The organism is Streptomyces sp. NPDC093600, from assembly GCF_044764755.1.
GTDB lineage: Bacteria > Actinomycetota > Actinomycetes > Streptomycetales > Streptomycetaceae > Streptomyces.
The window spans coordinates 40542-62780 of record NZ_JBIWIU010000014.1 but is presented as its reverse complement, the minus strand read 5'-3'; the positions used below and the strand labels follow the sequence as shown (position 1 = coordinate 62780).

Here is a 22239-nt window from a genome sequence, read left to right as displayed (position 1 = left end):
CGCTCTGTCCATCCTTGTGCACGCGGCCGAAACGGTTCGCTGACAAGGAGAGTTCACCGGTGGAGAAGCAGGAAGGACCGGTCGCCCCCGCGGGGCGGTCCGGCGGTCCGGCGGTCCGGATCGACGACCCCTGGTACGACGACCTGGCCTCCGGCTGGGGCGAGCCCGCCGACACGGACGCATCCGTCGGCGAGGACGCGCACACGGCCGCGGAGGCGGCCGGGGCCGTACCGCCGCAGCGGCCGGCGCACAGCGCGGCGGACATCTATCTGCAGGTCCAGCGCAGTCCGGCGTTCCAGGAAGTACGCGGCAGCTACCGCCGGTTCGTGATCCCGGCCGCCCTCGCCTTCCTCCTCTGGTACCTCGCCTATGTCGTGGCGGCGACCGTCGCGCCCGGACTGATGGCCAGACCCGTCGTCGGAGCGGTCAACGTGGCGATGGTCGCGGGACTCGGCCAGTTCCTCAGCACCTTCCTGCTGACCTGGGCCTACGCCCGGCACGCCCGGTTGCGCAGGGACCGGGCGGCGCTGGAACTGCGGTGGGACACCCAGGAGATGACGCGGGGGGTCCAGCGGTGACCGGCGACCACCAGACCCTCGCACTGCTGCTGTTCAGCGCCTTCATCGCGGTGACCTTGGCGATCACCACCTGGGTGAGCCGCAACCGGCACGGCTCGGCCGAGGAGTTCTACGCCGGCGGCCGGCTGTTCTCCCCCATGGAGAACGGTTTCGCCATCGCCGGTGACTACATGTCCGCCGCCTCCTTCCTCGGCATCTCCGGTCTCATCGCCCTCTTCGGCTACGACGGCATGCTGTACTCCGTCGGCTTCCTGGTCGCCTGGCTGGTCGTCCTGCTCCTGGTCGCCGAACTGGTCCGCAACTGCGGCCGGTTCACCCTCGCCGACGTCGTCGCCGCCCGGATGACCGAACGCCCGGTCCGGATCGCCGCCGGAACCTCCTCCGTCACCGTCTCCGTGCTCTATCTGGTGGCCCAGATGGTCGGGGCGGGCAGCCTCGTCGCCCTGCTCCTCGGCGGTACGAGCGAAGCCGCCCGCTCCTGGACGGTGATCGGCGTCGGCGCCCTGATGGTGATCTACGTATCCCTGGGGGGCATGCGCGCCACCACCTGGATCCAGATCGTCAAGGCCGTCCTGCTCATGGCCGGCACGATCACCCTCACCGTGCTCGTCCTCCTCCGCTTCCACGGGAACTTCGACCAGCTCCTCACCACCGCCGCCGAACGCAGCGGCCACGGCCGGGACTTCCTCGCGCCGGGGCTGCGCTACGGCGGGGACTGGACCGCCCGCCTGGACTTCATCAGCCTCGGCATCGCCCTCGTCCTCGGCACCGCGGGCCTGCCCCACATCCTGTCCCGCTTCTACACCGTGCCCACCGCCCGGGCCGCCCGCCGCTCCGTCGTCTGGGCCATCGGTCTGATCGGCAGCTTCTACCTGATGACGATCGTCCTCGGCTTCGGAGCGGCCGCCATCGTCGGCCCCGACGACGTCCGCGCCTCCAACGCCGCGGGCAACACCGCCGTACCGCTGCTCGCGCTCGACCTCGGCGGCGGAGCGGGCTCCACGGGAGGCACCGTCCTGTTCGCGATCGTCGCCGCCGTCGCCTTCGCGACGATCCTGGCCGTCGTCGCCGGGATCACGCTCGCCTCCTCCGCCTCCGTCGCCCACGACCTGTACGCCTCGCTGCGCCGTCGCAACGGGCGGAAGTACAGCGAGGTGACCGTGGCACGGTTCGCCGCCGCCGGGATCGGTGCGGCGGCGATCGGGCTGGGGCTGCTGGCCCGCGACCTGAACGTGGCGTTCCTGGTCGGGCTCGCCTTCGCCGTCGCCGCCTCCGCCAACCTCCCGGTGCTCCTCTACTCGCTGTTCTGGCGGAACTTCACCACCAGGGGCGCCGTCTGGTCGGTGTACGGGGGACTCGTGCCCGCGGTCCTGCTCGTCGTCCTCTCCCCGGTCGTCTCCGGCAGCCCGAACGCGCTCTTCCCGGGCGTCGACTTCCATCTCTTCCCGCTGCAGAACCCGGGAGTGGTCTCCATCCCGCTGGGCTTCCTGGCCGGCTGGATCGGAACCGTCACCTCCCACGAGCCGCCGGACCCGGCGAAGCACGCCGAGACGGAGGTCCGGGCGCTGACCGGCGCCGGGGCGGTGTGACGTGGGAGTCAGAGCGGTGTGACGTGCGCTCCGGGGCGGTGCGACGTGGGCACCGGAGCGGTGTGACGTGAGGCTCAGCCCGCCGAGCCGGCCCACACGTACCGGTGCTCGGGGCGGCCGGTCTCGCCGTACCGCAGGGAGAGCCGCACCCGGCCGGTCCGCTCCAGCAGCTTGAGATACCGCTGGGCGGTCTGCCGACTCACCCCGGCCCGCTCGGCGATCTCCTGCGTCGACAGAGCACCGTCGGCGGCGAGCAGCACCTGGCGCACCAGCTCGGCGGTGGTGGGGGAGTGCCCCTTGGGCAGGACGGGATCCGCCCCACCGACCGACAGCGCGCCGAAGATCCGGTCCACCTCCGCCTGTTCCGCCTCGCCACCGCCGTCGAGGGTGTGGCGCAGCGCCGCGTACGCCTCCAGCTTGGTGCGCAGCCCGGCGAAGGTGAACGGCTTGACCAGGTACTGGAGCGCCCCGTGCCGCATCGCGGCCTGGACGGTCGCCACGTCACGGGCGGCCGTCACCATGATCACGTCGGTCTGGTGGCCCAGCCGGCGCAGTTCCCGTACGACCGCGAGGCCGTTCTCGTCCGGCAGGTAGTGGTCGAGAAGGATCAGGTCGACCGGCACCTCGGCCAGGCGGGCGAGGGCCTGCGCGGTCGAGTGCGCGGTGGCGACGACCCGGAAGCCGTCCACCTTCGTCACATAGGCCGCGTTGATCCGTGCGACCCGTACGTCGTCGTCGACGACCAGTACGTCGATCATCGCGGGTCACCCGTCGCCACGGCGGGCTCCGGCTCGCTCAGCGGCTCTCTGAGCGCCTCCGGGAGTACGACGGTGAACTCGGCGCCCCCGTCGGGGCCCTCGCCGACCCGGGCGCTGCCTCCCTGGCGCTCGGCGAGCCTGCGGACCAGCGCCAGACCGAGGCCGCGCTTGCCGTGGGACGGCAGCTCCTTCGTGGTCCAGCCCTCCGTGAAGATCAGCTCGCGCCGGTCCTCCGGGACGCCGGGGCCGCTGTCCGCCACGCGCAGGACGACGGTGCGGTCCTCCGTGCGCAGGGCGACCTCGACGCGGGCGCCGGCGGTGCCCGCCGCGGCGTCCAGGGCGTTGTCGACGAGGTTGCCGACGACGGTGACCAGTTCGCGCGGGTCGACCAGACGGTCGGGGAGCAGTGAGCCGTGCGCGATCCGCAGCGAGACGCCCCGCTCGGCGGCGACCGTGGCCTTCCCGACGAGGAGGGCGGCGAGCAGCGGGTCGTGGATCTTCTCCGTGACCTGTTCGGCGGTGGCGCGGTGGACGCCGACGACCTCGGTGACGAACTCGACCGCCTCCTCGTGCATCTCCAGCTCCAGGAGACCGAGGAGGGTGTGCAGACGGTTGGCGTGCTCGTGGTCCTGAGCCCGCAGCGCGTCGATCAGGCCGCGCGTGGAGTCCAGCTCGCGGCCGAGCCGCTCCAGTTCGGTGCGGTCGCGCAGGGTGGCGACGGCGCCGCCGTCGTCGGTCGGCATCCGGTTGGCGATCAGGACCCGGTGCCCGCGGACGGTCACCAGGTCCTCGCCGGTCACGCGACCGGCAAGGACGTCGGCGGTGCGCCCGGAGCCGAGCACGTCCTCCAGCGGGCGGCCGGTGGCCTCGGGGCCGATCCCGAGAAGGCGCTGGGCCTCGTCGTTCATCAGCCGTATGCGGCCGGTCCGGTCGAGGGCGACGACGCCCTCGCGAATGCCGTGGAGCATGGCCTCGCGCTCGGCGAGCAGCGCGGAGATGTCCGAGAAGGCGAGGTCGTGGGTCTGCCGCTGGAGCCTGCGGGAGATGAGATACGCGGCGAGGGCTCCGGCCGCCAGGGCGCCGCCGGCGTACGCGAGGAGGCCCGGGATCGCCCCGAGCAGCCGGTCATGGACGCTGTCGTACTCGATGCCGACCGACACGGCGCCGACGATCGTCCCCTCGGCGCTCCTCAGGGGGGCCTTGCCGCGGGCGGAGCGGCCGAGGGTGCCGCTGTCGATCTCCATCACCTCGCGGCCGGCCAGAGCCGAGCTGGGGTCGGTGGAGACGATCCTGCCGATCTGCGCGGGATCGGTGTGCGACCAGCGCACGCCCCGGGTGTCCATGACGACGACGTACTCGGCCCCGGTGGAGCGCCGGATCCGTTCGGCCTCCGTCTGCACGGGGCCGGACGCGGAGGGCGACGAGTCCCGCAGCGCGGCGGCGACCTGCGGGGACGCGGTGGTCTCGGCGATGGCGAGGGCACGGCGCATGGCCTGGTCGTCGAGCTGGGCGCTCAGCGGCGCGAGGAAGAGGCCGGTGGCGAGCACGGTCACGCCGGTGGCGATGGCCAGCTGCATGAGGAGGACCTGCGAGAAGACCCGCTGCGGCCAGCCGATCCGCCGACGGCGCACGGGGGGCCGCGCGGGGGTGGTCGGTGCGGGGCTCATGCGGGAACGGTACGGGGAGGGGCGGCGCGACCGGAAATCTCGACGGAAGGCGGGGGCGGGGGGCAGCACCGGCCCGGGGGCGTGGTCCACCCACGGGGGCGCCCAACCGGCCGCGCCGCGCTCCCGGCCACCCTCCTGGCCGCGCGGGGGTGTCCCGCCGCGGGGTGCCTATTCTGGGGGTTTCGTCAGAGCGTCGAGACACCGGAAGGGCCTCCTCTTGAGCACGCAGCAGGCGCAGCAGATCCCCGTCGTCGTCCTCTCCGGATTCCTGGGATCGGGCAAGACGACCCTGCTCAACCATCTGCTCCGCAGCGCCCGAGGGACCCGCATCGGGGTCATGGTCAACGACTTCGGGGACATCGGGATCGATGCCATGACCGTCGCCGGGCAGGTCGGCTCCACCGTCTCGCTCGGCAACGGCTGCCTGTGCTGCGCCGTCGACGCGAGCGAACTGGACGAGTACCTGGAGGTCCTCACCCGGCCGTCCGCGCGGCTCGATGTGATCGTCATCGAGGCGAGCGGTCTCGCCGAGCCGCAGGAGCTCGTGCGGATGGTCCTCGCCAGCGAGAACGAGCGGATCGTGTACGGCGGGCTCGTGCAGGTCGTCGACGCCGCCGAGTTCTCCGCCACGCGGGCCCGGCACCCCGAGACCGACCGGCATCTCGCCCTGGCCGACCTGGTCGTCGTCAACAAGACCGACCGGGTGGCGGAGCGGGAGCTGGAGGCCGTCCACGACACCGTCGCCGGGCTGGCCGGGCGCGCCGCGGTGATCCGCGCCGCGTACGGGCGGATCGACCCCGAGGTCCTCTTCGACCGGGTCGTGCCCGAGGACGAGATCGAGGGACAGATGTCCATCGAGGATCTGCTGTACGCGGACGAGGACACGGCGGCCCACCCGCACGCCGCCTACGAGACGCTCTCCCTCTCCACCGGGACCGCGCTGCACCCGCGCCGCCTGATGGACTTCCTCGACTCCCGCCCCTACGGCCTCTACCGCATGAAGGGCTTCGTCGACTTCGGCGAGGCCGACCCGGTCAACCGCTACGGCGTCCACGCGGTCGGCCGGTTCCTGCGCTTCTACCCCGAGCCCTGGCCGGAGGGCGAGGAGCGCCGGACCCAGCTCGTCCTCATCGGCTCCGGCATCGACGCCGAGGCGCTGCGCAAGGAGCTCGCCGCCTGCGAGCTGACCGGCCCGCAGGACGCCCCCGACGAACACGGCATGTGGGGCGTCCTGCGGTACGTACAGCCCGACGAGACCGAAGAGCGGCCGACGAGCTAGCTCGCCGGGCCCGCCAGGGCCGCGATCGGCTTCGCCAGGGGCGTACCCGAGCCGTCCCGGCGCGGGTCGATCTCCGGGAGGTCCACCGGCGTGCCGTTCTGCTGGGCCGCGCGCGCCGGGGCGGCGCCCGCCCAGGCGAGGATGAGCACGTCCTCGCCCTTCAGGAACCGATGGCAGCGCACACCACCCGTCGCGCGCCCCTTGCGGGGGTACTGGTCGAACGGCGTCAGCTTCGCCGACGTGGCCGCCGAACCGTCCAGCGTGCCCGTCGAGCCCGCGACCGTGAACACCACCGCGTCCGCGGCCGGGTCCACCGCCGTGAACGAGATCACCTCGGCACCGGCCGCGAGCTTGACGCCCGCCATGCCGCCCGCAGGGCGCCCCTGGGGACGTACCTGCGAGGCCTGGTAGCGCAGCAGCTGGGCGTCGGAGGTGATGAAGACCAGATCCTCCTCGCCCGTCCGCAGCTCGGTCGCGCCGACGATCCGGTCACCCTCCTTGAGGGTGATGACCTCCAGCTCCTCCTTGTTCGCCGGATAGTCCGGCACCACGCGCTTCACCACGCCCTGGAGCGTGCCGATCGCCAGACCTGGCGAGGACTCGTCGAGCGTGGTCAGACAGACCACCGTCTCGTCGTCCCGCAGGGTCACGAACTCCGACAGCGCCGCCCCGCCCGCGAGGTTCGGAGCGGCGGCGGTGTCCGGCAGCTGCGGCAGGTCGATCACCGCCAGCCGCAGCAGCCGCCCGGCCGACGTCACCACGCCGACGTCACCGCGCTGGGTCGCCGGGACCGCCGAGACGATCACATCGTGCTTGACGCGCCTGCCTTCCTCCGCGCCCGGGAGCTCCGCCGTCGCCGTGCGGGCCAGCAGACCGGTCGAGGAGAGCAGCACCCGGCACGGGTCGTCCGCGACCTCCAGGGACGCGGCCGCGACCGGCGCGCCCGCCGACTCCAGCAGGACCGTACGCCGGTCGGTGCCGAACTTCTTCGCCACCGCGGCCAGTTCGGAGGAGACCAGCTTGCGCAGCTCGGAGTCGGACTCCAGGATCCCGGTCAGCTCGTCGATCTCGCCGTTGAGCCGGTCGCGCTCCGACTCCAGCTCGATCCGGTCGAACTTGGTGAGCCGGCGCAGCGGGGTGTCCAGGATGTACTGCGTCTGGATCTCGCTCAGCGAGAAGTGCTCGATCAGGCGCTCCTTGGCCTGCGCGGAGTTCTCGCTGGAGCGGATGAGGCGGATGACCTCGTCGATGTCGAGGAGCGCGACGAGCAGGCCCTCGACCAGATGCAGCCGGTCGCGCTTCTTGCTCCGGCGGAACTCGGAGCGGCGTCGCACGACGGTGAAGCGGTGGTCGAGATAGACCTCAAGCAGCTCCTTGAGGCCCAGCGTGAGCGGCTGGCCGTCGACCAGCGCCACGTTGTTGATGCCGAAGGACTCCTCCATCGGCGTCAGTTTGTAGAGCTGCTCCAGGACGGCCTCGGGCACGAAGCCGTTCTTGACCTCGATGACCAGGCGCAGGCCGTGGCTGCGGTCGGTGAGGTCCTTGACGTCGGCGATGCCCTGGAGCTTCTTGGAGCCGACCAGGTCCTTGATCTTGGAGATGACCTTCTCCGGGCCGACCGTGAAGGGCAGCTCGGTGACGACGATGCCCTTGCGGCGGGCCGTCACGTTCTCCACCGTCGCCGTGGCGCGGATCTTGAACGTGCCGCGGCCGTTCTCGTACGCGTCCTTGATGCCGGACAGGCCGACGATCCGGCCGCCGGTCGGCAGGTCGGGGCCGGGCACGAACCGCATCAGCGCGTCGAGATCGGCGTTCGGGTGCCGGATCAGGTGCCGGGCGGCCGCGATCACCTCGCCGAGGTTGTGCGGCGGCATGTTGGTCGCCATGCCGACCGCGATGCCGGAGGCTCCGTTGACCAGCAGATTGGGGTACGCCGCCGGCAGCGCGACCGGCTCCCGCTCCTGGCCGTCGTAGTTCGGCGAGAAGTCGACCGTGTCCTCGTCGATCGACTCGGTCATCAGCAGCGCGGCCGGGGCCATCCGCGACTCGGTGTACCGCATGGCGGCCGGCGGGTCGTCGTTGCCGAGGGAGCCGAAGTTGCCGTGGCCGTCCACGAGCGGGACCCGCATCGAGAACGGCTGCGCCATGCGCACCATCGCGTCGTAGATCGACGCGTCGCCGTGCGGGTGCAGCTTGCCCATCACCTCGCCGACGACACGGGCGCACTTCACATAGCCGCGGTCGGGACGCAGCCCCATCTCGTTCATCTGGTAGACGATGCGGCGCTGCACGGGCTTCATGCCGTCGCGGGCGTCCGGCAGCGCGCGGGAGTAGATCACCGAGTACGCGTACTCGAGGAAGGAGCCCTGCATCTCGTCGACGACGTCGATGTCGAGGATTCGCTCCTCGAACGCGTCGTCCGGCGGCGGTGTCTTCGTGCTGCGGCGGGCCATCGCGGCTGCGGCTCCTTCACCAACAAGGTTGATCTGACGCGGACCATTGTGGACCGTCCCACCGACAACGCCGACCGCGACCCGGGGCTGGGCCCCGCCGCGGGGCCGTCGTCGGCCGTACGCGACCCTCCGCGACCCGGAAGAGGGAAGCGGCGAACCCGCGGGAACTTCGCCAGGTGTCGGTGCGCTTGCATACAGTGGCAGGACTTTTCCATATCGCGATCGAAGGGACGTACATGCCCATGGGTCACACGGCCACGGCCGAGGCCGGCTCCGGCGGCCTGACAGCGACCGAGCACCGGCTGGCCAACGGCCTGCGCGTGGTGCTCTCCGAGGACCACCTGACCCCGGTCGCCGCGGTCTGCCTCTGGTACGACGTCGGCTCGCGCCACGAGGTGGCGGGCCGCACCGGTCTCGCCCACCTCTTCGAGCACCTGATGTTCCAGGGCTCGAAGCAGGTCCACGGAAACGGTCACTTCGAGCTGGTCCAGGGCGCGGGTGGCTCGCTCAACGGCACGACGAGCTTCGAGCGCACGAACTACTTCGAGACGATGCCGACGCACCAGCTGGAGCTCGCGCTCTGGCTGGAGGCGGACCGGATGGGCTCGCTGCTCGCCGCTCTGGACGACGAGTCCATGGAGAACCAGCGCGACGTCGTCAAGAACGAGCGCCGCCAGCGGTACGACAACGTGCCTTACGGCACGGCCTTCGAGAAGCTGACCGCCCTCGCCTACCCCGAGGGCCACCCGTACCACCACACGCCGATCGGCTCCATGGCCGACCTGGACGCGGCCACGCTGGAGGACGCGCGGAGCTTCTTCCGTACGTACTACGCACCGAACAACGCGGTGCTGTCGGTCGTCGGCGACATCGACCCGGAGCAGACGCTCGCCTGGATCGAGAAGTACTTCGGCTCCATCCCGTCCCACGACGGCAAGCGGCCCCCGCGCGACGGCACGCTGCCCGACACCATCGGCGAGCAGCTGCGCGAGGTCGTCGAGGAGGAGGTCCCGGCCCGCGCGCTGATGGCCGCCTACCGCCTTCCGCACGACGGCACGCGCGAGTGCGACGCCGCCGACCTGGCCCTGACCGTCCTCGGCGGCGGCGAGTCCTCCCGGCTCCACAACCGTCTGGTCCGCCGCGACCGCACGGCCGTCGCGGCCGGCTTCGGCCTGCTGCGCCTGGCCGGCGCGCCCTCGCTGGGCTGGCTGGACGTGAAGACGTCGGGCGGCGTCGAGGTCCCCGAGATCGAGGCCGCCGTCGACGAGGAGCTGGCCCGCTTCGCCGCCGAGGGCCCGACGCCCGAGGAGATGGAGCGCGCCCAGGCGCAGTTGGAGCGAGAGTGGCTGGACCGGCTCGGCACGGTCGCCGGCCGCGCCGACGAACTGTGCCGGTACGCGGTGCTCTTCGGTGACCCGCAGCTCGCCCTGACGGCTGTGAACCGGGTCCTGGACGTCACCGCCGACGAGGTGCGCGAGGTCGCCGCGGCCCGGCTGCGTCCCGACAACCGCGCGGTGCTCGTCTACGAGCCGGTCACCGCCGAGCACAGCGACAGCGACAGCGACGAGGAAGAGGGAGCGGACCAGTGAGCGACGCTGCCGCGTCTTTGACGAGCATGGAGTTCCACCCGCAGCCGAAGCCGGGCGTCGCCCGCCCCTGGGCCTTCCCGGCCCCGGAGCGCGGTGCGCTGGACAACGGCCTGACCGTGCTGCGCTGCCACCGCCCCGGCCAGAAGGTGGTGGCCGTCGAGCTCTTCCTCGACGCCCCGCTGGACGCCGAGCCGGAGGGTCTCGACGGCGTCGCGACCATCATGGCGCGGGCCCTCTCCGAGGGGACGGACAAGCACTCGGCGGAGGAGTTCGCCGCTGAGCTGGAGCGCTGCGGCGCCACGCTCGACGCGCACGCCGACCACCCGGGCGTACGGATCTCCCTGGAGGTCCCCGTCTCCCGGCTGCCCAAGGCGCTGGGTCTGCTCTCCGAGGCCCTGATCGCCCCGGCGTTCGTCGACACCGAGATCGAGCGGCTGGTGCGCAACCGGCTGGACGAGATCCCGCACGAGACGGCGAACCCCGCCCGCAGGGCGGCCAAGCAGCTCTCCAAGGAGCTGTTCCCGGCCGGCTCGCGCATGTCCCGGCCGCGCCAGGGCACCGAGGAGACGGTCGCCGCGATCGACGCCGCCGCCGTCCGTGCCTTCCGCGACGCGCATGTGCGGCCCGGCACGGCCACCGCCGTCGTCGTCGGCGACCTGACCGACGTCGACCTGGACAAGGTCCTCGCCGAGACCCTCGGCGCCTGGACGGGCGACACGGCCGAGCCGCGCCGCATGCCGCCGATCACGGCCGACGACACCGGCCGCGTGGTCATCGTGGACCGGCCCGGTGCGGTCCAGACCCAGCTGCTGATCGGCCGCGTCGGCCCCGACCGGCACGACCGGGTCTGGCCGGCCCAGGTCCTCGGCACGTACTGCCTCGGTGGCACCCTCACCTCCCGTCTCGACCGCGTCCTGCGCGAGGAGAAGGGCTACACCTACGGCGTGCGGGCCTTCGGCCAGGTGCTCCGCTCGGACGGCGAGGGCAACGGCGCCGCGATGCTCGCCGTCAGCGGTTCCGTCGACACCCCCAACACCGGCCCGGCACTTGACGACCTGTGGAAGGTGCTGCGCACGCTCGCCGCCGAGGGTCTGACGGACGCGGAGCGCGATGTCGCCGTGCAGAACCTGGTGGGCGTGGCGCCGCTGAAGTACGAGACGGCCGCCTCCGTCGCCGGAACGCTCGCCGACCAGGTCGAGCAGCACCTTCCGGACGATTTCCAGGCGCAGTTGTACGCGCGGCTGGCCGAGACCGGCACGGTGGAGGCGACGGCGGCCGTCGTCAACGCCTTCCCGGTGGACCGCCTGGTCACCGTGCTCGTGGGTGACGCGGCGCAGATCGAGGAGCCCGTGCGCGCGCTCGGCATCGGTGAAGTGACCGTCGTCACCGGCTGATCGAGGCGCTCCCGCGCCGCTCCGAGGACCCCGACGTCACCGTACGTCGGGGTCCTCGCCTTTGTCGGGCCTTTGTCCGTATTGCGGGAGAGGGTGCCCCTCTGCCCTGTGGCATGTCTTACAAAAGGGCGGGTCTGTTTGCTGATTGAAAGACAGTCCGCTTAGCGTCGGTCCGGCTGTTCGTCAGTAGCACCCGCCGCACCCGCGGCACCGGACAGTCATCGCCGAGTCCCCGTCAGGCGCGAGCCTGGGGAGCCGGGGACCCACACGAAGTCCCTGGGGTGAATCGGACGCCTTCGCCAGAGCGCGGAGGGGCCCGTAGGAGACCTTCCTGCTCCGAACCCGTCAGCTAACCCGGTAGGCGAGAAGGAAGGAAAGGATCAGCCACTTCATGGCGTTCACCCGTGCCACCGGGAAGCACCGTGGTCCGAGCCGTCTGGCGCGCCGCAGCGCGGGCCTCGCCGGCGTCGCTACCCTCGCCACCACCGGCGTCATCGGAACCCTCGCCTCCCCGGCGCTCGCCGCCGACACGGACACCCGCTCGCTGGAGGACACCGGCCTGAACCAGGCAGTCGTCTCCGAGTCGCTGGCGGACCAGATCGACGTCCAGGCCGCCGTCCAGGAGCGGGAGGCCGTCGAGGCCCTCGCCAAGGCGAAGGCCGAGGCCCGTGCGAAGGCCGAGGCGAAGCGCAAGGCCGAGGCCCGCGCCAAGGAGATCCGCGAGGCCAAGGAGCGCGCCGCCCGTGAGGCCGAGCGCAAGCGCCTGAACTCCTTCCAGCTGCCCATCGCGGGTTCGTACGTCACCACCGGCTACAAGACCGGCGGCTCCCTCTGGTCCTCCGGCAGCCACTCGGGCGTCGACTTCCACGCCGCCTACGGCAGCAAGGTCGTCTCCGTGGGCTCCGGCACCGTCGTCGAGGCCGGCTGGGGCGGCGCGTACGGCAACAACGTCGTCATCCGGATGAACGACGGCACGTACACCCAGTACGGGCACCTCTCGGCCGTCACCGTCTCGGTCGGCCAGACCGTCACCCCGGGCGAGCGGATCGGCATCTCCGGCTCGACCGGCAACTCCACCGGCCCGCACCTGCACTTCGAGGCCCGCACCAGCGCCGAGTACGGCTCCGACATCAACCCGGTCGCGTATCTGCGCGCCCGCGGCGTGAACGTCTGACCCGACCGCGCCGGGCGTCCCGCCCGTCCACGTCAGAAAAGCCCCGGCTCGTACTGAGCCGGGGCTTTTCTCGGCCAAAAGATATCCATAAATCCACGGGAGCCATCGGAATTACCGCTCTGCTGCAATAGAGTCACCGAACAGTCGTCCGTAATCGAAGAGTCGGCGAGGAACCGGCGGACGGACGTCAAGAGGATCGGTTTCGCGCGGATCAGGCGGAGGTCGAACATGCGCATCCCCGCGCACTCGGTATGCACGGCGATCCGGGACGACATCGTCTCCGGTGTCTTCGAGCGCGGCGGCCGGCTGACCGAGGAGCAGCTCGCCCGCCGCTACGGAGTCTCCCGCGTCCCGGTCCGCGAGGCGCTGCGGACCCTGGAGTCGGAGGGGTTCGTGATCACCCGTCGGCACGCCGGGGCCCATGTCGCCGAACTCACCGAGCAGGAGGCGGCCGACCTGCTGGACGTACGGTCGCTCCTTGAGCCGCTCGGCGCCGCCCGCGCCGCCCAGCGCCGCACCGAGGCCCATCTCAAGGTGCTGCGCGGCCTGGTCAGACTGGGTCAGGAGCGGGCCAGGCGCGGCCAGGGCGAGGACCTGCGCTCGCTCGGCGGCTGGTTCCACGAGACGCTCGCGCAGGCGTCCGGCAGCCCGGCGCTCACGGCGCTGCTCACCCAGCTCCGGCACAAGATCGCCTGGATGTACGTGGTCGAGCCGGCCGCCCAGCCCGTGGAGGCGTGGGCCGAGCACGGGGCGATCGTCGACGCCGTGGCGCGCGGCGACGCCGAGCGGGCCCGCGCGCTCACCGCCCTGCATGCGGAGCGGTCGCTGGTCCTGCACCGGCTGAAGCGCTCCGAGCGAGGGCGTGTGAGGGTTTCGCAACATGCCGTCAACACCGCGAGCGTCCGGAATTAACAACGGAGCCGTATACAAAGAGAAGGAATTCTCCGGCTGTATTCGTGCTGCCCGAAAAACCGGAAACAGTCGCGACGGAAATCACGTCGTCCGGAATGTACGCTGCCCGTGAATTCCGGTCCGGAGCGACCGCGCGGAAAACGAAAGAGCCGCACCCGCAGGTACGACGGCGGGTGCGGCTCCTTTCGAGATGTCGACAGATGTCGTCAGACGGTCTCGGGCAGCTCGTCGAGACCCTCGGCAACCAGCTTGGCGAGACGGTCCAGCGCGGCCTCGGCGCCCTCGGCGTCCGAAGCGAGCACGATCTCCTCGCCGCCCTGCGCGCCCAGACCGAGCACCGCGAGCATCGACGCGGCGTTCACCGGGTTGCCGTCGGCCTTGGCGATCGTCACGGGGACGCCGGAGGCCGTGGCGGCACGGACGAAGATGGAGGCGGGGCGGGCGTGCAGGCCCTCGGCCCAGCCGACGTTGACGCGGCGCTCAGCCATGGTGTTGCCCTTCAAGTCTCAAGCGGGTTGTCTAGACCAGTCTCTCACGGGTTGCCACATGCTCGTACCGACCTCCGGCCCGGACACGGCGGCCCTTCGGCCTTCCTACCTTGCCCGTACCCCGCACGGCACGCACGCCGTGCACGACCGGTGCCGGTGTCGTACCCCGGCCGTACGCTTGGCCCATGCAGAGCGCGTCGGAACAGCCTGAACACGCATACCCCGACCACTGGGAAGCGGATGTCGTCCTCCGTGACGGCGGCACCGCGCGCATCAGGCCCATCACCGTCGATGACGCCGACCGGCTGGTCAGTTTCTACGAACAGGTCTCGGACGAGTCGAAGTACTACCGCTTCTTCGCGCCCTACCCGCGCCTCTCCGCCAAGGACGTCCACCGCTTCACCCATCACGACTTCGTGGACCGGGTGGGGCTCGCGGCGACCGTCGGCGGAGAGTTCATCGCCACCGTACGCTACGACCGCATCAACGCCCAGGGCCTCCCCGCGAGCGCCCCTGCCGACGAGGCGGAGGTCGCCTTCCTCGTCCAGGACGCGCACCAGGGCAGAGGCGTCGCCTCCGCGCTCCTCGAACACATCGCGGCGGTGGCGAGGGAGCGGGACATCAGGCGCTTCGCGGCGGAGGTACTGCCCGCCAACACCAAGATGATCAAGGTGTTCACGGACGCCGGGTACACCCAGAAGCGCAGCTTCGAGGACGGTTCCGTACGGCTCCACCTCGACCTGGAGCCCACCGACCGCTCGCTCGCCGTCCAGCGCGCGCGGGAGCAGCGCGCCGAGGCCCGCTCCGTCCAGCGCCTGCTCGCCCCCGGCTCGGTCGCCGTCGTCGGAGCCGGGCGCACCCCGGGCGGCGTCGGCCGGACCGTGCTGCGCAACCTCCTGGAGGCCGGCTACACCGGACGTACGTACGCGGTGAACCGGGCCCTCGATGCGGGGACGGCCTCGCTCGACGGCGTGCCGGCCTTCCGCTCCGTCGGCGACATCGGCCAGGCGGTGGACCTGGCGGTCCTGGCCGTCCCCGCCGAGCGGGTCCCGGAGGCGGTCGCCGACTGCGGCGAGCACGGGGTGCGGGGCCTGGTCGTCCTCTCCGCCGGTTACGCCGAGAGCGGGCCGGAGGGACGGGAACGCCAGCGGGAACTGGTGCGGCAGGCCCGCTCGTACGGCATGCGGATCATCGGACCCAACGCCTTCGGGATCATCAACACCTCGGCCGGTGTCCGGCTGAACGCCTCCCTCGCTCCGCAGATGCCGACGTCCGGGCGGATCGGGCTGTTCACCCAGTCCGGGGCGATCGGCATCGCGCTCCTCGCCGGACTCCACCGACGGGGCGCGGGGCTCTCCTCCTTCATCTCGGCGGGCAACCGCGCGGACGTCTCCGGCAACGACCTCCTCCAGCACTGGTACGACGACCCCGAGACGGATGTCGTCCTGCTCTATCTGGAGTCGATCGGGAACCCCCGCAAGTTCACCCGGCTGGCACGGCGCACAGCGGCGGTCAAGCCGGTCGTGGTGGTCAAGGGGGCCCGCCACAGCGGGAGCGCGCCCCCCGGACACCGGGTTCCCGTCACCCGCATCCCGCACGCCACGGTCTCCGCGCTGCTCCGGCAGGCCGGAGTCATCCGGGTCGACACGGTCACCGAACTGGTCGACGCGGGCCTGCTCCTCGCCGCCCAGCCGCTGCCGACCGGGCCCCGGGTGGCGATCCTCGGCAACTCCGAGTCGCTCGGGCTGCTGACCTACGACGCCTGTCTGACGGAAGGGCTGCGTCCGCTGCGGCCGCTCGACCTGACGACGGCGGCGAGCCCGGCGGACTTCCGCGAGGCGCTGGCGGCGGCGCTCGCGGACGACACCAGTGACGCGGTCGTCGTGACGGCGATCCCGTGGGTCGGCGAGAACGGCATCGTCGAATCCGGCGACGGCGAGGTCCTCGCGGCCTACCTCCGCGAGGCCGTCGCCTCCGCCCCGGCCCCGGCGAAGCCGGTGGTCGTGGTCCACGTCGAGATGGGCGGCCTGGCGGAAGCCCTCTCGGCGGCGACGAGCACCCGCCCGTCCCCGGCCACCCGGACGACGACGCCGGCGCCGGCGGTCGGTTCCGGTGCTCCGCCGCGTCCGGAGGCGCCCGGCCCCGGCGCTCCCTCGCGCGCGGGGACGTCCAGCCCCGGTGGCCCGGCGAAGGCCGGCTCCCCGCCGCACCCGGTGACGGTCGGCTCCGGCACCGGCGGGGAGGGGCCGGACGGGTCCGCGCCCGGCACCTTGCCGCCATCGCCCGCGCCCTCGCCGGCCCCCGGCAGCGGCAACATTCCCGCCTACCCCGCCGCCGAGCGGGCCGTGCGGGCGCTGGCCGAGGCCGTGCGGTACGGGCAGTGGCGGCGGCAGGCCGCCGAGCCCGGGCGGGTACCGGAGTACGAGCACATCGACGAAGCGGGGGCCGCCGCACAGATCGAGCGGCTGCTCGGGCCGGACGCGGACGCCCGCGGCGTGACCCTCGGCGCCGACGCGGCCGGCGAACTGCTCGCCCGGTACGGGATCACCGTGCTCCCGACCCTTCCCGCGCCCACCCCCGACGCCGCCGTCGCGGCCGCCGCCCGCCTCGGCTATCCCGTGGCCCTGAAGACGACCGCGCCCCATCTGCGCCACCGCCCGGACCTCGGCGGCGTACGGCTCGATCTCGCCACCGAGGGACAACTCCGTACCGCTTACGCCGAATTGACCGACTCGCTCGGCAAGCCCGAGGAGCTCCACCCGGTCGTACAGGCGATGGTGCCGCGCGGAGTCGACACCGTCGTGCGGTCCGCCATCGATCCCGCTGTCGGCGCCGTCCTCTCCTTCGGGCTCGCCGGAGCCGCCTCCGAGCTGCTCGGCGACATGTCCCACCGGCTGGTCCCGGCCACCGACCGGGACGCCGCCGAGCTCGTACGGTCCATCCGCACCGCGCCCCTCCTCTTCGGCTGGCGTGGCTCCGATCCCGTCGACACCCCCGCCCTCCAGGAGCTGCTGCTGCGCGTCTCCCGGCTCGTGGACGACCACCCCGAGGTGGTCGCGGTCACCCTGGAGCCCGTGGTCGTGGCCTCGCGCGGCCTCTCCGTGCTCGGGGCCATGGTCCGCCTGGCCGCGCCCCCGCCCCGTACGGACCTCGGCCCGCGCAGCCTGCCGAGCTACTGACCCCGCCGCCGGGCCCGCCCCGAGCGGCCCGGAGCGCCCCTTCCAACGGATTAGGATGGAGTCCATGGCGAAGACCGGTACGACGACCCAGGGGCTGCGCGCGGCGATCGAGCGCAGCGGCTATTACCCGGCCCTCGTGGCCGAGGCGGTGGAGGCCGCCGTCGGTGGCGAGGCGATCGCGTCGTACCTGGTGCACCAGGAGACCACGTTCGACTCGAACGAGGTCCGCCGCCATGTCACCGTCCTCGTCCTGACGGCCAACCGTTTCATCGTCAGCCACACCGACGAGCAGGCTGCCGACACCAGCTCTCCGACGCCGTACGCCACGACCTCCACCGAGTCGGTCAAGCTGGACCGGATCTCCTCGGTCGTCGTCAGCCGCGTCGTCGCCAACCCGGAGTCGTACACCCCCGGCACGCTGCCCCGCGAGGTCGTCCTCACCATCGGCTGGGGCGCCGTCTCCCGGATCGACCTGGAGCCCGCCGCCTGCGGCGACCCCAACTGCGACGCCGACCACGGCTACACCGGCAACGCCACCGCCGACGACCTCAGCCTGCGCGTCAGCGACGCCGGAGACGGACCGGACACGGTCCGCCAGACCCTCGCCTTCGCCCAGTCGCTCTCCGAAGCCACCGCGGCGACCCGCTGATGGTCCAGCCCACCACGACCGCCTCCGGCTGGCCGGACGAGCCGATCCTCCTCGCGCCCGCCACCGCGCCCGTCCCCGAGTACGGCTCCGGCTCGCTCGCCGACCTCCTCCCGACCCTCGTCGCCCGGCAGGGCGCGCCCGGCTTCGACGCCCGGATCGCCGAACTCACCCCCGCCGACCGGAACTGCGTGTTCCTGATCGACGGCCTCGGCTGGGAGCAGATCAAGGAGCACCCCGACGAGGCGCCGTACCTCACCTCGCTGCTCGCCACCTCGCGCGGCGGCACCGGACGCCCCCTCACCGCCGGATTCCCCGCCACCACCGCGGCCTCGCTCGCCTCGGTCGGCACCGGACGGTTCCCCGGTGAGCACGGCCTGTCCGGCTATACGGTCCGCGACCCCGACACCGGCGAGCTGATGAACCAGCTCCGCTGGAAGCCGTGGACGCCGCCCCACGTCTGGCAGCCGTACCCCACGGTCTTCCAGCTCGCCCACGAGGCCGGGATCCACACCGCCCAGGTCTCCTCCCCGATCTTCCAGGACACGCCGCTCACCAAGATCGCGTTGAGTGGCGGAACGTTTCACGGCCGGCTCTCCGGCGAGGAACGCATGGACTTCTCCGCCGAGCAGCTCGCCGCCGGCGACCGCTCGCTGGTGTACACGTACTACAGCGAGCTGGACGGCGCCGGGCACCGCTTCGGCATTGACTCCGACGCCTGGCGCGGCCAGCTGATGTTCGTCGACCGGCTCGTGCAGCGTCTCGCCGACCAGCTGCCGCCCCGCTCCGCGCTGTACGTCACCGCGGACCACGGCATGGTCGACATCCCCTTCGACGAGCAGTCCCGGATCGACTTCGACGAGGACTGGGAGCTGCGCGCCGGCGTCGCCCTGCTCGGCGGCGAGGGCCGCGCCCGCCATGTCTACGCCGTGCCGGGCGCCGAGAACGACGTCCTGACCTGCTGGCGCGAGGTGCTGGGCGAGCAGTTCTGGGTGGCGAGCCGGGACGAGGCCATCGGACTCGGCTGGTTCGGCGACTCGGTCGACGAGCGGGTGTACGGCAGGATCGGCGACGTCGTCGCCGCGGCCCACGATGACGTCGTCATCACGGCGTCCGTCAAGGAACCGCACGAGTCGGCGATGGTCGGCGTGCACGGGTCCATGACGCCCGCGGAGCAGTTCGTTCCGCTCCTCGAAGTCCGTTCCTGAAGCACCGTTCCCGAACCGCCGTTACCGAACCCTCGTTTCCGAGCCACCGCTCCCGCCGCCCCCTCAGCCCGAAAGGCCGCAACCTCCCATGCCCGAGCTCGTGTTCTTCTCCGGAACGATGGACTGTGGGAAGTCGACTCTGGCGCTCCAGATCGAGCACAATCGATCGGCGCGCGGGCTGCAGGGGTTGATCTTCACGCGCGACGACCGTGCGGGTGAGGGAAAGCTCTCGTCGCGCCTGGGCCTGGTGACGGACGCGGTGGAGGCGGGGCCGGGTCTGGACCTGTACGGGTATGTGGTGGACCAGTTGTCGCGGGGCGGCAAGGTCGACTACGTGATCGTGGACGAGGCCCAGTTCCTGGCTCCGGACCAGATCGATCAGCTGGCCCGGATCGTCGACGACCTGAACCTGGACGTCTTCGCATTCGGTATCACCACCGACTTCCGTACCAAGCTCTTCCCTGGCTCCCAGCGGCTGATCGAGCTCGCCGACCGAGTGGAGACCCTCCAGGTCGAGGCGATGTGCTGGTGCGGCGCGCGGGCCACGCACAACGCCCGTACGGTGGGCGGGGAGATGGTCGTCGAGGGTGCCCAGGTCGTGGTCGGCGACGTGAACCGCCCGGCGGGGGAGATCGGCTACGAGGTCCTCTGCCGCCGCCACCACCGCAAGCGGATGACGAGCGCTACCGCCCACGCGGGCGCCCTCTCCCCTGACGTCCTCCCGGTCAACCACGCCTGAGCATTCGGTCGTAGCGGTGCGCCTTGGACCATCCCCGGTGGTCGCCCTCGGTGTAAACCACTCGGACATCAGCCTCAAGCATGTCGAAGGCCATGGGGGAGCGCCCGACGGCGGCCGGTTCGTCAACTCGGTTGGGACAACAGCAATCCATGGTCATCGCGATGTCCTCGGACGGCCGACGGCTGTGCGCCCTCACCGAGGAGGACGACGACTACTGGATCGTCGTCCATCACTTCCAGGACGGTCCCGTGTGACCCGGCGGCATCACCGCCGCCGGATGACCAGTGCCTCGGCGCGGGCGGGGGCGCTGTCGCCGGACGTGCTGCCGGTCACCTCCGTCTGAACCTTCCTCGGGGGAAGCCCGCGCCCCGGCGCAGCACCGAGGCACCGGCACCCTAGACCGTGATCGTGGTGGACCACGGTACGGCCGCGTTCCAGCCCGGCCAGAGGGTTTCCGGTTCGGCGGAGGCGGTCAGGACGACGAGGAGCGGGATGCGGCCGGCGGAGCGGATGACATCGCTGACGTACTCCGGCACCGAGCCGTCGGTCCGGTGGAGGTTCTCGCAGGTGACCACCAGCGGCCGGCCCGGGGTCGCGCGGCGCAGGGCGGCGCGCAGGTCTTCGGCGAGGTCGGCGCCGTCGGGGCCGGTGTGGGTGTTCCACACCGTGGCCTTGTCCTCCTGTCGCAGCCTTGTCGCCAGTTCGGAGATCAGCTGGCACTTGCGCCCCTGCGGGCCGCCGACGAGCGTGGCCACATGTGGGCGCTGCTGCCGCCGCACCAGGGCCATCAGGGCGAACAGCAGGTCGAGTTCGGGGTCGGACTGGGGTCCGAGGTCGGCGACGGGGCTCGCCGTCGGGCCGGCCGGGTGGAGGGCGGGGTCCTGCTGGATGATCGCCTGGTGCAGGTCACGCAGCTCGCGGCTGGGCTCGGCGCCGAACTCCTCGCGCAGCCGCCGCTGGAGCCGTTCGTACGCGCAGAGGGCGTCGGCCTGGCGGCCGCACCGGTAGAGGGCGAGCATGAGCAGCCGGCAGGAACGCTCCCGGGAGGTCCGGCCGGCGGCCGTCTCCAGCTGGCCGATGACCTCCTGGTGGCGGCCGTTGAGGAGTTCGGCCTCGAAGTAGTCGTCCTGCGCGGTGGTCCGGGCGCTGTTCACCGCCGGCAGCTGCGGCCAGTCGATGCCGCAGTCGGTGAGATCCTGGAGTGCCTGGCCCCGCCACAGGCCCAGTGCGGCGCGCAGGGTGTGGGCGGCGCGTTCGGAGTGCCCGGCGGCCAGGGCGGCGCGGCCCTGTTCGGCGAGGAGTTGAAAGCGTGACAGGTCGAGGCTCTCGGGGGCGGTCTTCAGTGTGTAGCCGGCGGTGTGGCACTCCAGGGAGGCCGCCTGCCGGGGCACTCCACCCCGTGTGAGGACCCCGCGCAGCCCCGAGATCGTGTTCTGCAGGACCTTGCGGGCGGTCGCGGGGGCGTCGCCCGGCCACAGAACCTTCATGAGGTCGCTGGTGGCGACGGCCTGGTTGGCGTGCAGGAGCAGGAAGGCGAGTACCGCGCGCTGGCTCATGCCGCGCAGCGGAAGCGGTCCCGCCGGGGTGACGATCTCCAGCGGTCCGAGCAGCCGGAAGGACACGCTGGGTTCGGCCGGGGGCCGGAGCCCCGCCCCGGCGGAGGTCCCGGCAGAGGTCCGTGCGGAGATGCCGGCGGAGGTTCGGGCAGAGGGTCCGGCGGAGGTTCGGGCAGAGGGGCCGGCGGAGGTCCCGGGGACCGGGGTGGCAGCGAGCCGGGTGGTGGTGGTTCCGGTGGACGGGCGGGTGCTGTGCGAGGCGGCCTTCGTCGCGGGAACAGCGGCGTCGAAGCGGGATCTGGCCGAAGTGCCGCGGACGTCGATCCGCTGCGTGTTCTGGTGGAGCACGATTCCCCCGTGTGTGACTGTTCGGCAGTCGAGTGCGAGGCGCGTATCGAGCGCGCACCCGCGTCTCGTGGGGGGAGTGGGACTTCTACGGACCACGCGGGCACGTCAGTGGGCCCGGGCTCGTCGAGGTTGAGGACCGACCGACCCCCCCGGCGTCGATCAGCCCTTAGTGGCTCGTCACGATAGTAATCAGGTCAGTGAAAAGTCGAAGTGGGTTACGGCACTGCCCTCTTGCCGAGCGGCAGCGGCAAACCCGTTACACGCTACCCGACTTCGGCCATCCCCATGACGGCTCTCACCTCGGGGTTCGCCTCGGACGCGTCGCGCAGGACGCCCTCCATCGTGGCGGATGCCTCGGCGAAGAGTTTCCGGCCGGCCAGGGTGAGCCGTACGTCGAAGCCTCGGCGGTCGTTCGCGGAGGGCTTACGCTCCGCGTACGCCTCCTCGACCATCTGCGCCAGCAGGCGCGAGACATGGGGCTGGCTCCGTGAGGCGCGGGCGCTGAGCTCTCCCGCGCGGATCCAGTCGTTCTCCTTCGCCATCACGTCCATGATCTCGAAGGCGCTGGCACACAAGCCGTGCTTCTGTGCGAGTACACGCTCAGCCGCCTGATTGATCCGTGCGCAGGCGCGCACCACGGCCACCCATCGATCGGTCAGAGCTGATTCTTTCACGCCACCCA

The 22239-nt window shown here is 71.9% G+C and carries 17 protein-coding genes and 1 riboswitch; of the genes, 11 read left to right on the top strand and 6 right to left on the bottom strand.

Annotated features, from left to right (window positions below; genetic code table 11):
* The first annotated feature begins 59 nt into the window (after positions 1-59).
* Together ACIRB4_RS27705 and ACIRB4_RS27700 are read left to right on the top strand one after the other, a co-directional pair.
* Positions 60-578 (top strand): DUF485 domain-containing protein, encoded by a 519-nt coding sequence (locus ACIRB4_RS27705; RefSeq protein WP_403294921.1) that lies wholly within the window; start codon positions 60-62, stop codon positions 576-578.
* Entirely contained in the window at positions 575-2167 is a 1593-nt protein-coding gene (locus tag ACIRB4_RS27700) for a cation acetate symporter (RefSeq protein ID WP_403294920.1), read from the top strand. The genes ACIRB4_RS27705 and ACIRB4_RS27700 overlap by 4 nt, the downstream gene beginning before the upstream one ends.
* A 74-nt stretch (positions 2168-2241) precedes the next feature.
* Here the strand turns inward: ACIRB4_RS27700 and ACIRB4_RS27695 are convergent, their stop codons facing one another.
* Together ACIRB4_RS27695 and ACIRB4_RS27690 are read right to left on the bottom strand one after the other, a co-directional pair.
* Positions 2242-2925 (bottom strand): response regulator, encoded by a 684-nt coding sequence (locus tag ACIRB4_RS27695; protein ID WP_403294919.1) that lies wholly within the window; start codon positions 2923-2925, stop codon positions 2242-2244.
* Complete coding sequence (locus ACIRB4_RS27690; RefSeq protein ID WP_403294918.1) at positions 2922-4592, bottom strand: ATP-binding protein; 1671 nt, start codon at positions 4590-4592, stop codon at positions 2922-2924. The genes ACIRB4_RS27695 and ACIRB4_RS27690 overlap by 4 nt, the downstream gene beginning before the upstream one ends.
* 217 nt (positions 4593-4809) lie before the next feature.
* On the opposite strand from ACIRB4_RS27690, the gene ACIRB4_RS27685 reads away from it, so the two are divergent.
* Entirely contained in the window at positions 4810-5871 is a 1062-nt protein-coding gene (locus tag ACIRB4_RS27685) for a CobW family GTP-binding protein (protein WP_403294917.1), read from the top strand.
* On the opposite strand, the gene ACIRB4_RS27680 is transcribed toward ACIRB4_RS27685, so the two are convergent.
* The gene (locus tag ACIRB4_RS27680; RefSeq protein ID WP_403294916.1) at positions 5868-8324 is read right to left on the bottom strand and encodes a DNA topoisomerase (ATP-hydrolyzing) subunit A; all 2457 of its coding nucleotides are present in this window, start codon (positions 8322-8324) and stop codon (positions 5868-5870) included. The genes ACIRB4_RS27685 and ACIRB4_RS27680 overlap by 4 nt on opposite strands.
* 236 nt (positions 8325-8560) lie before the next feature.
* On the opposite strand from ACIRB4_RS27680, the gene ACIRB4_RS27675 reads away from it, so the two are divergent.
* The 4 genes from ACIRB4_RS27675 to ACIRB4_RS27660 all read left to right on the top strand — a co-directional run bounded on the left by ACIRB4_RS27675 (position 8561) and on the right by ACIRB4_RS27660 (position 13393).
* The gene (locus ACIRB4_RS27675; protein ID WP_403294915.1) at positions 8561-9913 is read left to right on the top strand and encodes a M16 family metallopeptidase; all 1353 of its coding nucleotides are present in this window, start codon (positions 8561-8563) and stop codon (positions 9911-9913) included.
* A gap of 26 nt (positions 9914-9939) precedes the next feature.
* On the top strand, positions 9940-11307 hold the full coding sequence (locus ACIRB4_RS27670) for a M16 family metallopeptidase (protein ID WP_403294997.1): 1368 nt from the start codon (positions 9940-9942) through the stop codon (positions 11305-11307).
* A gap of 212 nt (positions 11308-11519) precedes the next feature.
* Positions 11520-11685, top strand: a riboswitch (cyclic di-AMP (ydaO/yuaA leader).
* A gap of 13 nt (positions 11686-11698) precedes the next feature.
* On the top strand, positions 11699-12481 hold the full coding sequence (locus ACIRB4_RS27665; protein WP_403294914.1) for a M23 family metallopeptidase: 783 nt from the start codon (positions 11699-11701) through the stop codon (positions 12479-12481).
* A gap of 228 nt (positions 12482-12709) precedes the next feature.
* Complete coding sequence (locus ACIRB4_RS27660; RefSeq protein WP_403294913.1) at positions 12710-13393, top strand: GntR family transcriptional regulator; 684 nt, start codon at positions 12710-12712, stop codon at positions 13391-13393.
* A gap of 206 nt (positions 13394-13599) precedes the next feature.
* Here ACIRB4_RS27660 and ACIRB4_RS27655 read toward each other — a convergent pair whose 3' ends face one another.
* Entirely contained in the window at positions 13600-13881 is a 282-nt protein-coding gene (locus ACIRB4_RS27655; RefSeq protein WP_215067828.1) for an HPr family phosphocarrier protein, read from the bottom strand.
* Between the two features lie 185 nt (positions 13882-14066).
* On the opposite strand from ACIRB4_RS27655, the gene ACIRB4_RS27650 reads away from it, so the two are divergent.
* The 4 genes from ACIRB4_RS27650 to ACIRB4_RS27635 all read left to right on the top strand — a co-directional run bounded on the left by ACIRB4_RS27650 (position 14067) and on the right by ACIRB4_RS27635 (position 19653).
* Positions 14067-17060: a GNAT family N-acetyltransferase gene (locus ACIRB4_RS27650; protein ID WP_403294912.1), complete on the top strand. Its 2994-nt coding sequence runs from the start codon at positions 14067-14069 to the stop codon at positions 17058-17060.
* A 64-nt stretch (positions 17061-17124) separates the two neighbouring features.
* Positions 17125-17709, top strand: a complete 585-nt coding sequence (locus ACIRB4_RS27645; protein WP_158991310.1) for a DUF5998 family protein — start codon at positions 17125-17127, stop codon at positions 17707-17709.
* A complete protein-coding gene (locus ACIRB4_RS27640) occupies positions 17709-18914 on the top strand; it encodes an alkaline phosphatase family protein (RefSeq protein ID WP_403294911.1) in 1206 nt (401 codons plus the stop codon). Before ACIRB4_RS27645 ends, ACIRB4_RS27640 begins: the two co-directional genes overlap by 1 nt.
* A gap of 88 nt (positions 18915-19002) precedes the next feature.
* On the top strand, positions 19003-19653 hold the full coding sequence (locus ACIRB4_RS27635; protein ID WP_403294910.1) for a thymidine kinase: 651 nt from the start codon (positions 19003-19005) through the stop codon (positions 19651-19653).
* Positions 19654-20048: 395 nt separating this feature from the next.
* Here ACIRB4_RS27635 and ACIRB4_RS27630 read toward each other — a convergent pair whose 3' ends face one another.
* Positions 20049-21275 carry a BTAD domain-containing putative transcriptional regulator gene (locus tag ACIRB4_RS27630; RefSeq protein WP_403294909.1) on the bottom strand — a complete coding sequence of 409 codons (1227 nt, stop codon included), beginning with the start codon at positions 21273-21275 and terminating at the stop codon, positions 20049-20051.
* Positions 21276-21820: 545 nt separating this feature from the next.
* The gene (locus ACIRB4_RS27625; RefSeq protein ID WP_403294908.1) at positions 21821-22132 is read right to left on the bottom strand and encodes a MarR family winged helix-turn-helix transcriptional regulator; all 312 of its coding nucleotides are present in this window, start codon (positions 22130-22132) and stop codon (positions 21821-21823) included.
* Positions 22133-22239 lie beyond the last annotated feature (107 nt).

Excerpts from the sequence above, each read along its gene's own strand:
- ACIRB4_RS27655 (WP_215067828.1), bottom strand. The coding sequence starts at position 13,881 with ATGGCTGAGCGCCGCGTCAACGTCGGCTGGGCCGAGGGCCTGCACGCC.
- ACIRB4_RS27695 (WP_403294919.1), bottom strand. The coding sequence starts at position 2,925 with ATGATCGACGTACTGGTCGTCGACGACGACGTACGGGTCGCACGGATC.
- ACIRB4_RS27645 (WP_158991310.1), top strand. The coding sequence starts at position 17,125 with ATGGCGAAGACCGGTACGACGACCCAGGGGCTGCGCGCGGCGATCGAG.
- ACIRB4_RS27680 (WP_403294916.1), bottom strand. The coding sequence starts at position 8,324 with ATGGCCCGCCGCAGCACGAAGACACCGCCGCCGGACGACGCGTTCGAG.
- ACIRB4_RS27660 (WP_403294913.1), top strand. The coding sequence starts at position 12,710 with ATGCGCATCCCCGCGCACTCGGTATGCACGGCGATCCGGGACGACATC.
- ACIRB4_RS27640 (WP_403294911.1), top strand. The coding sequence starts at position 17,709 with ATGGTCCAGCCCACCACGACCGCCTCCGGCTGGCCGGACGAGCCGATC.
- ACIRB4_RS27690 (WP_403294918.1), bottom strand. The coding sequence starts at position 4,592 with ATGAGCCCCGCACCGACCACCCCCGCGCGGCCCCCCGTGCGCCGTCGG.
- ACIRB4_RS27665 (WP_403294914.1), top strand. The coding sequence starts at position 11,699 with ATGGCGTTCACCCGTGCCACCGGGAAGCACCGTGGTCCGAGCCGTCTG.
- ACIRB4_RS27650 (WP_403294912.1), top strand. The coding sequence starts at position 14,067 with ATGCAGAGCGCGTCGGAACAGCCTGAACACGCATACCCCGACCACTGG.
- ACIRB4_RS27675 (WP_403294915.1), top strand. The coding sequence starts at position 8,561 with ATGCCCATGGGTCACACGGCCACGGCCGAGGCCGGCTCCGGCGGCCTG.
- ACIRB4_RS27670 (WP_403294997.1), top strand. The coding sequence starts at position 9,940 with ATGGAGTTCCACCCGCAGCCGAAGCCGGGCGTCGCCCGCCCCTGGGCC.
- ACIRB4_RS27635 (WP_403294910.1), top strand. The coding sequence starts at position 19,003 with ATGCCCGAGCTCGTGTTCTTCTCCGGAACGATGGACTGTGGGAAGTCG.